This is a genomic window from Rhizobium sp. UFLA01-1127, assembly GCF_059803845.1.
In genome coordinates this window covers 1-8,666 of record NZ_JAUQTZ010000196.1, presented here as the reverse complement: position 1 = coordinate 8,666, position 8,666 = coordinate 1, and the positions used below count along the sequence as shown (strand labels likewise).

Below are 8,666 nucleotides of genomic sequence, written 5' to 3'. Positions count from 1 at the left end.
TAGGGTCGGATGATTTCAGGTCGAATCGGCCAAGGATTTGAATCCGCGCTAAATTCAAATAGGTAGAGCATGATGTCGTCCGAAAACCGTTTACACTTTTCGGCATCATGCTCTAGAGTCGGCTCATGATTTCCGCCAGCGATCTTACACCGGCCGAGCTTGCCGCCCTTCTGCATTTCCATGCGGATGCCGGCGTAGACTGGCTGCTGGAAGAGCAGCCGGTGGACCGCTTTGCCGAATTCGAAGCCATGCGCGCCGCTCGACAGAGCTTGCGGGCCGCGCAGCCCCGGCCGGAAGCTCCGACAGCACCGGCGGCAAGATCGCAACCAGATCGTCGCCAGGCTGCAAGGCCAGCCGCTCCGCCGGCAGCGGCACCGCCGCGCGCCACACCGGCAATTCCCGACGAGCAGGCGGTGGAACAAGCCCGGTTCGCAGCCGAAAGCGCACGTTCGCTCTCCGAATTGAAGACTGCCATCGAAGCCTTCAATGGCTGCAATCTCAAGAACAGCGCGCGATCGACGATCTTTGCGAGCGGCACGCCCGAAGGCCGAATCATGGTGATCGGGCCGATGCCGAGCGCCGACGACGACCGCGAAGGTGCGCCGTTTGCCGGTCGGGCCGGTCAGCTGCTCGACAGGATGCTGGCCGCCATCGGCCTTCAACGCGACGCGATCCTGCTCACGAACGTCATCCCCTGGCGGCCGCCGGGCAACCGCGCCCCGTCCCCACCGGAAATCGAGATATGCCGTCCGTTCATAGAACGGCAGATTGCGCTTGCAGAGCCTAAGGCCGTATTGCTGCTTGGCAATTTCACCGCCCGGCATTTCTTCGGAGGTGCCGAAACCATCCACGGATTGCGCGGGCAATGGCGGGAAATCAGCATTCTTGGCCGCACCGTGCCGGCCATCGCCAGCCTTCATCCGCAAGAACTCCTGACCGCACCGATCAATAAGCGGCTGGCATGGAATGATCTTCTGACATTCAAGAATTATATCGCCGCTGAAATATTAGGCTGATTCCTGCAGGCGTTAACGGAACATGACATTAGCCATGCATTTTTCGCATGGCAGTCTTGGCGCGTTGTGCATTGCAGAATCGATGTTGCATTGCAATATAGGAAGTGTCTTGGGAGGAATCTCGAAAGGAACCAAGGCAATGACTGCACGTTTTCGTCCCATACATTGTGGGTTTGATACCCTGCGCCGCGCCATCGAGCCCGTGCGCGCCACAAACGGCCATCGCAATCTCGGCATCGCTGCCAATGAGCAGATGACTGCGCGGGGCACCGGCATATCGGCTCGCGTCAGCCGGCCGACGACCCTTTTCGCCGATTTCCGCGCCTGCTGACCAAGAGGCGCGAATAGCGCGACGGCTATTCGGCACAGCGTTTGACGAGAGCTTTTCGCTTTTCTTTCGAATCGCGAAGACGCTCCATCCCTTTGTTTTTTACGCAATTCCGGGCGGAAAACCGTTGTGCGCTTTCCCTGGAATTGCTCCATCAGGATCCGCATCATGTCTTCGGGTTTGCGTCCCCTCATTGTCCTGTTCGATTCGGTCAGCCATATCGGCTGCGCGGTGCGGGCCGGCCGAGGAATTCGAAAAGGCACGCAATTTTCGCAAGGGTGAATGCCGCGAAGCGGGTGCTGCACGGACCGCCGCCGCCAGCATTCCCCTTTGAACTTCCGCGGATCTTCGGCCGCAGCATTGCGCCTGAGTTGGAGCATGATGCCGAAAAGTGTGATCGGTTTTCGGACGACATCATGCTCTGTTTCTTTGTTTCTAGAGCGGATCAGAGCCCTTCTTGACGGATTGCGCCCAGGCGAAAGCCTCATCGACCGCCGCCAGTTTCACCGCCTGCCATCCGCAGTACCGATCCAGAAAATTACGCGATACCCACATGCGGGTCTTCTTGACCTCATCATGCCAGCCGATGTCTCCGCGTTCGGCAGACTTGCGCAAGAGGCGCTGCAGATGGGTTCGCGATATCATGAAGTGCATTGCCAGCGCCCGTGCATCGACGCGCCCTATGTCGATTCTTTCGCCGACCAGCTCATCGAGATCCAGTTTCGACATGATGTGATCGACGACCAGGCCGCCGGCTTCGGTCCACAGAAACAGGCCGACGCTCTCGGGCGGCTCGCGCCAGATTTCCGCTTCCAGGCAGTTGCGCGCCATGCGCGGCTGCGCAAGATCCAGCAGCATCGGCGAGGCGGCCAATGCGGCTGCGCGACCGCCATCGTCAAGCAAATCGAGCGCCGCCAGATTGGCGAGATACCAACCGAACATTGCGGTGAAACTCATGTCGGTCGGCACGTACCTGCGCGGACGCCGCACCGGCCCAGGCGCCAGCTCCAGAAACCGATAGGTCAGCAATTCCTCGATGAAGCTCAGGACCGTATTGCGGCTGGCGACACGATAATGCGTAATGAGATCGCGCAGCGCGACAACGGTCAAACCCGAGCCGGGAACTGCCGGATCGTGTTCAAGATGGAGCGCATAGGCCGTTTGCGTCAGAAGCCAGCGCTGATGCGAGGCGAGCATACGCGCAATCCTCGGGCCGCTGTCGTAGCGGTTGCGCAATGCCTCGGAGAGAAAGCGCAGCGACGCTACGAATCTGGGATGGCGAGCTAGTTGCTCGATGGAAAAGCTCAATCGGGCCTCCTTGGGGTGCCCTTCTCAATATGCGACAAATGGGATGTTTCATTTTTGTGAACAATGTCACGCGGAATCGATCATAATTCCGACATTTAATAGCATGCTATAGTTATGCAGGTGCCGTTATACCGCAAGAGGTTAAACAAATAATTTACTTTAAATTACTGTTTCCCTGCTTGAAGAGCCTCATTCGGCGTTAGAGCATGATTCCAAAAAATGTCAGGGGGATTTCGGAGAACATCATGCTCTACTTCCTTGATTCTAGAGTGGATTCTGATCTTAGGTCGAACAGACCTAAAATCATCCGGTCCTAGCGCAGCAACGTCGATCCCACTGAGCGCATGGTAGCAACTGTACTGCCATCCGCAAATGCAGACCAGAAATTGTTGCTCATTCGCTCAATATCCATTCTAGAGCCGCGCTTGAACTGAAACAAGGACAGACAAATGAGCAAATACTTATTGTGCCGTAACAAAACATACCGAAGTCATGACATGACTTTAACTTTGGTTCAGATTTCGATGTAATGATGCGACACCTTAGTCCGAGGGGACGCTTCGGACTGTACCCGCCCTAGCTTAGCCTGATCAGGATAGACCATGCGAACAGATACGGGCCAGATCGTAAATCTGGCAGATTACCGGCCTACCGACTTCGTCCTGGAACGCGTGGACCTTACATTCGATCTGCATCCCACCGAAACCAAGGTGGAAGCACGGCTGATCTTCCATCGCCGCGAAGGCATCGATCCAAAAGCGCCGCTTGTGCTCGACGGCGACGAGTTGGTGCTGTCCGGGCTGCTGCTTGACCAGGTCGATCTCCCTGCGGAACGATTCGACGCCAGTCCCGAAAATCTGACCGTCCGCGATCTGCCGGAAACTGCGCCTTTCGAGCTGACGATCACGACCGTCATCAATCCGGAGGCCAATACGCAATTGATGGGCCTCTATCGCACCGGCGGCGTCTATTGCACGCAGTGCGAAGCCGAGGGCTTCCGGCGTATCACCTATTTTCCCGACCGGCCGGACGTTCTCGCCCCCTATACGGTCAACATCATCGCAGATAAGCAAACAAACCCGCTGCTCCTGTCGAACGGCAACTTCCTCGGCGGCGCCGGCTATGGCGAAGGCAAGCATTTCGCGGCCTGGTTCGATCCGCATCCGAAACCGAGCTATCTCTTTGCGCTCGTTGCCGGCGATCTGGGTGTCGTCGAGGATACGTTCACGACCATGTCGGGCCGCGAAGTGGCGCTGAAGATCTATGTCGAGCATGGCAAGGAGCCTCGTGCTGCCTATGCCATGGATGCGCTGAAGCGTTCGATGAAGTGGGACGAAGAGCGGTTCGGACGCGAATACGATCTCGACATCTTCATGATCGTCGCCGTGTCGGACTTCAATATGGGAGCCATGGAGAACAAGGGCCTCAACGTCTTCAACGACAAATACGTGCTCGCCGATCCCGAGACGGCGACCGATGCCGATTATGCCAATATCGAGGCCATCATCGCGCACGAATATTTCCACAACTGGACGGGCAACCGCATCACCTGCCGCGACTGGTTCCAGCTTTGCCTCAAGGAAGGCCTGACCGTCTATCGCGATCACGAGTTTTCCGCCGACCAACGCTCGCGCCCCGTCAAGCGTATCGCGGAAGTGCGCCATTTGAAATCGGAGCAGTTTCCGGAAGATAGCGGCCCGCTTGCTCATCCGGTGCGCCCGACCAAATACCGTGAAATCAACAACTTCTACACGACGACGGTCTATGAGAAGGGCAGCGAAGTCACGCGCATGATCGCCACGCTGCTCGGGCGCGATCCGTTCAAGAAGGGTATGGATCTCTATTTCGATCGGCATGACGGACAGGCGGTTACGATCGAGGATTTCGTCAAATGCTTCGAGGACGTCAGCGGCCGCGATCTCGCCCAGTTTTCGCTTTGGTACCATCAGGCTGGGACGCCCCTCGTCACCGCATCCGGCGCTTATGATGCCGACGCCAAGACGTTCACCCTGTCGCTTGAGCAGATGGTGCAGGCAACGCCGGGCCAGACCGTGAAGAAGCCGATGCACATTCCGCTGCGCATGGGTCTGCTTGCCGAAGACGGCACCGTCATCGTGCCGGCATCCATGACGGGAGCAGAGCTGACCGACGACGTGCTGCATCTGACGAAGCAGACGCAAACGGTGACATTCCACGGCATCCCGTCGCGGCCGGTCCTCTCGCTCAATCGCAGCTTTTCGACGCCGATCAATCTGCAATTCAGCCAGAGTGCCGGCGATCTCGCCTTGATCGCGCGCTACGAGACCGATCATTTCGCTCGCTGGCAGGCACTGATCGACCTCGGCCTGCCGAACCTGTTGCAGGCGGCACGCGACGCAAGCCAAGGCACCGAGATCACCTGTGATTCGGCTTTCACCGACGCGCTGCTCGCAGCTGCGGCCGACGAAAGTCTGGAGCCGGCGTTCCGGGCTCAGGCACTTGCTCTTCCAAGCGAGGCCGACATCGCCCGCGAACTCGGCGGCAACAACGATCCGGACGCCATTCATGCCGCCCGTCAGACGATCATCAAGCGGGTCGCGGAAGCTGGAAAGCATGTCTTCACGGCGCTTTACGAGGGCCTGCAAACGCCCGATCCCTTCACCCCGGATGCGGCAAGCGCCGGCCGCCGTGCCTTGCGCAATGCAGCGCTGGGCTACCTTTCGCAGCTGGACGAAACGCCGGCCAGAGCGAAGACAGCCTATGACGCCGCTAACAACATGACCGATCTCAGCGCTGCGCTTACCATTCTGGCACAGCGCTTTCCGGATACGGCCGAAACGGCGGCGGCACTTGCGCATTTCCGCGACCGCTTCGCAGACAACGCGCTCGTCGTCGACAAATGGTTCGCCATTCAGGCCGCAATCCCCGGCTCAGGCGCGCTGGAGCGCATTCGGCTGCTCATGGAAACGCCGTTGTTCAAGCGCACCAATCCGAACCGCGTGCGTTCGCTGATCGGCACGTTTGCCTTCGCCAACCCGACTGGTTTCGGCCGTGCGGACGGTGGCGGATATAATTTCCTGGCCGACGAAATTCTGGAAATCGATCAGCGAAATCCGCAGCTAGCAGCTCGCATCCTGACCTCTATGCGCTCCTGGCGCCTGCTGGAACCGGTACGAGCCGACCATGCCCGCTCGGCACTGATGCGGATCGAAGGCTCAGCCAATCTTTCGACTGATGTACGCGACATCGTGGACCGTATCCTGAAGGGGTGATTTCGATCGCCCTGCATGCCTATTTCAAAGGCTGATTAGAGCATGATGCCGAAGTGTGCTCGGTTTTCGGACGACATCATGCTCTACTTCTTCGATTCTAGAGAGGATTCAGATTTTAGGCCGAACAGGCCTAAAATCATCCGGCTCTAGTATCAGCCTTTTCGCCTCCAACGAGTCCAGTGCCCGCGCAACTTACCGCCGCGTGTGCAAAATATGCTGAAATCGCAGATGGTTAAGAAAGTTTTACCTCACCCTCTGGACAAGCCGAATCACGAGTGATTCATTAAGGCAGATTCGGGCGAGCGGCGCAGCGAATCACACGAGGGACAAGGCTAAAGCAATGGTGGACGTGCGGCGGGCAACCGTGGCCGATGGACGGCTGCGTGTTAATTTCGACGGTCTGAAGTCCTGGCATAGCGGTGTTGCCGACCGACCCGGAGTGCGGATGGAGACGATTTCCGGTCGTTTTCCGCAGACGGAACAAATCCTCAAGCGCATCATTCCGGTCCTCATCGTTTCCTTCCTGATGGTCGTCGCCGCCTCGCATTTCTTCGGTATGATCACGGAGCACAGCCGCATGGCGGCTTCGGCGCGCCGAACGACCTCGCTCTCCATCGCCGCCGCCTCCGCCGCCTTTTCGAACGACGCCAGCCTGTTCCAGGCCGGCGACCGGACCGGCGCGGAACGGAAATTGGCCTCCTATCTGCCGCAGGATCGTCTGGACACCGGCGCATTCGTGCTGCTGGTGCAGTCGAGCGGACGGGTGTTCGCCTCATCCGCCGCCGGCTCCGCCTATATCGGCATGCTCGTCTCCGACTTCTTTCCCGAAGTATCCGCCATCCGCAGTTTCGGCGACCATGCCGGCGTGATAGAGACCATGATCGGCGGCGAGCCTTACTACGCGGCAATTTCCCTGATCGGCGACAAGGGCGACTTCATTCTGTCGGCCGCGTCGATGGAACAGCTCGACAAGCTCTGGCGCGATGAGCTTACGCTCAACGTCACGCTTTTTGCCGGTATTTCCTCCATCCTTCTCGTCATCCTCTATGCCTATTATACGCAGGTGAAACGGGCGCGCGACGCCGACGAAATCTTCCTTGAATCCAACCTGCGGGTCGAGACGGCTCTGTCGCGCGGCCGCTGCGGTCTCTGGGATTTCGATTTCACCAGCCGCAAGTTCTTCTGGTCGCGCTCGATGTACGACATGCTTGGGCTGCCGGCTGCCGACAAGCCGCTCGCCTTTACGGATGCAGCACGGCTGATGCATCCGGACGACAACAGCCTGCATATGCTCGCCCGCACCGTAACCCGTGGCAAGGCCGGCCAGGTGGACCAGATTCTGCGCATCCGCCATGCCAAGGGGCATTACGTCTGGATGCGTGCCCGCGCCCAGGTCATTCGCACCCATTCGGGCCGCGTGCACATGATCGGCATCGCTATGGACGTGACCGAGCAGCATCGGCTGGCACAGCGCTATGCCGAAGCCGATCAGCGGCTGGCCGACGCCATCGAATGCACGTCCGAAGCCTTCGTGCTATGGGACAAGAACGATCGCCTCGTCATGTGCAATGCGCATTTCCAGCAGGCCTACGGCCTGCCGGACACCGTGCTCGTGCCCGGCACCGAACGCGCCCTCGTCAATGCCGCAGCCGCACGGCCGGTCATCGAGCGCCGCATCGTCGATCCCGGCCGTTCCAGTCATTCGCAGACGACGGAAGTGCAGCTGGCCGACGAGCGCTGGCTGCAGATCAACGAGCGCCGTACCCGCGACGGCGGCCTTGTCTCCGTCGGCACCGACATCACGCAGCTCAAGCGTAACCAGGAACGCCTTCGCGAATCCGAGCGCCGGCTGATGGCAACCATCAACGATCTTTCAGCATCGCGGCAGATTCTGGAACGGCAGAAGGCGGAGCTTTCGACCGCCAACACCAATTATCTCGCGGAGAAGGAACGCGCCGAAGCCGCCAACAAGGCCAAATCGGAATTCCTCGCCAACATGTCTCACGAGCTGCGCACACCGCTCAACGCCATTCTCGGCTTTTCGGAAATCCTGCAGGACCAGATGTTCGGACCGCTCGGCTCGGCCCGCTACAATGAATATGCCAAGGATATCCACGACAGCGGCAAGCATCTGCTTAATGTCATCAACGACATTCTCGACATGTCCAAGATCGAAGCGGGGCATATGAAACTCTCCTGCGAGCGGATCGATCTTGCGCCGCTTATCGAGGAATGCCTGCGCTTCACCCGCATTCCGGCTGCGCAGAAGAACATTCTGGTCGAGCAGACCATCTCCTCCGAGATCAAGCTCAACGCCGACCGGCGAGCGATGAAACAGATCGTGCTCAACCTGCTTTCCAATGCCGTGAAATTCACCAATGACGGCGGGCGCATCGCGGTTCGCACGCGCAGGGTCGAAGATGCGGTGATGCTCGTTATCGCCGACACCGGCATCGGAATTCCGAAATCGGCGCTCAGCAAGATCGGCCAGCCCTTCGAACAGGTGCAGAGCCAATATGCGAAGAGCAAGGGAGGCTCCGGTCTCGGGCTTGCCATTTCCAGATCGCTGACGGCGCTGCATCACGGCCGCATGCGCATCCGCTCCCGCGAAGGCATCGGCACCGTCATCGCAATCCGTATCCCGGATCAGCGCTAGAGCGGATCATTGCTTATCGGAATCGGTTTGGGATTGAACTAAGCCGCTGATCGCGGCGACTTGCGGCGGCCTTTGAGGAGAGCGTCCTGACTGAGAGGATGGTTGTG

General features: G+C 59.0%; 5 protein-coding genes. 4 read left to right on the top strand and 1 reads right to left on the bottom strand.

Going from position 1 to position 8,666, the window contains the following annotated elements; translation table 11 throughout:
• The first annotated feature begins 125 nt into the window (after positions 1-125).
• Positions 126-1,016 (top strand): uracil-DNA glycosylase, encoded by an 891-nt coding sequence (locus Q4Q11_RS29465; RefSeq protein ID WP_498571683.1) that lies wholly within the window; start codon positions 126-128, stop codon positions 1,014-1,016.
• A gap of 139 nt (positions 1,017-1,155) precedes the next feature.
• The gene (locus Q4Q11_RS29460; protein ID WP_112505738.1) at positions 1,156-1,347 is read left to right on the top strand and encodes a hypothetical protein; all 192 of its coding nucleotides are present in this window, start codon (positions 1,156-1,158) and stop codon (positions 1,345-1,347) included.
• 432 nt (positions 1,348-1,779) lie between these two features.
• Here the strand turns inward: Q4Q11_RS29460 and Q4Q11_RS29455 are convergent, their stop codons facing one another.
• Complete coding sequence (locus Q4Q11_RS29455; protein ID WP_498571682.1) at positions 1,780-2,652, bottom strand: hypothetical protein; 873 nt, start codon at positions 2,650-2,652, stop codon at positions 1,780-1,782.
• A 602-nt stretch (positions 2,653-3,254) separates the two neighbouring features.
• Between Q4Q11_RS29455 and pepN the strand changes: the two genes are divergently transcribed.
• The gene (gene pepN, locus Q4Q11_RS29450) at positions 3,255-5,903 is read left to right on the top strand and encodes an aminopeptidase N (protein ID WP_498571681.1); all 2,649 of its coding nucleotides are present in this window, start codon (positions 3,255-3,257) and stop codon (positions 5,901-5,903) included.
• A gap of 340 nt (positions 5,904-6,243) precedes the next feature.
• Positions 6,244-8,559 (top strand): PAS domain-containing sensor histidine kinase, encoded by a 2,316-nt coding sequence (locus Q4Q11_RS29445; RefSeq protein WP_112505749.1) that lies wholly within the window; start codon positions 6,244-6,246, stop codon positions 8,557-8,559.
• Positions 8,560-8,666: the final 107 nt, after the last annotated feature.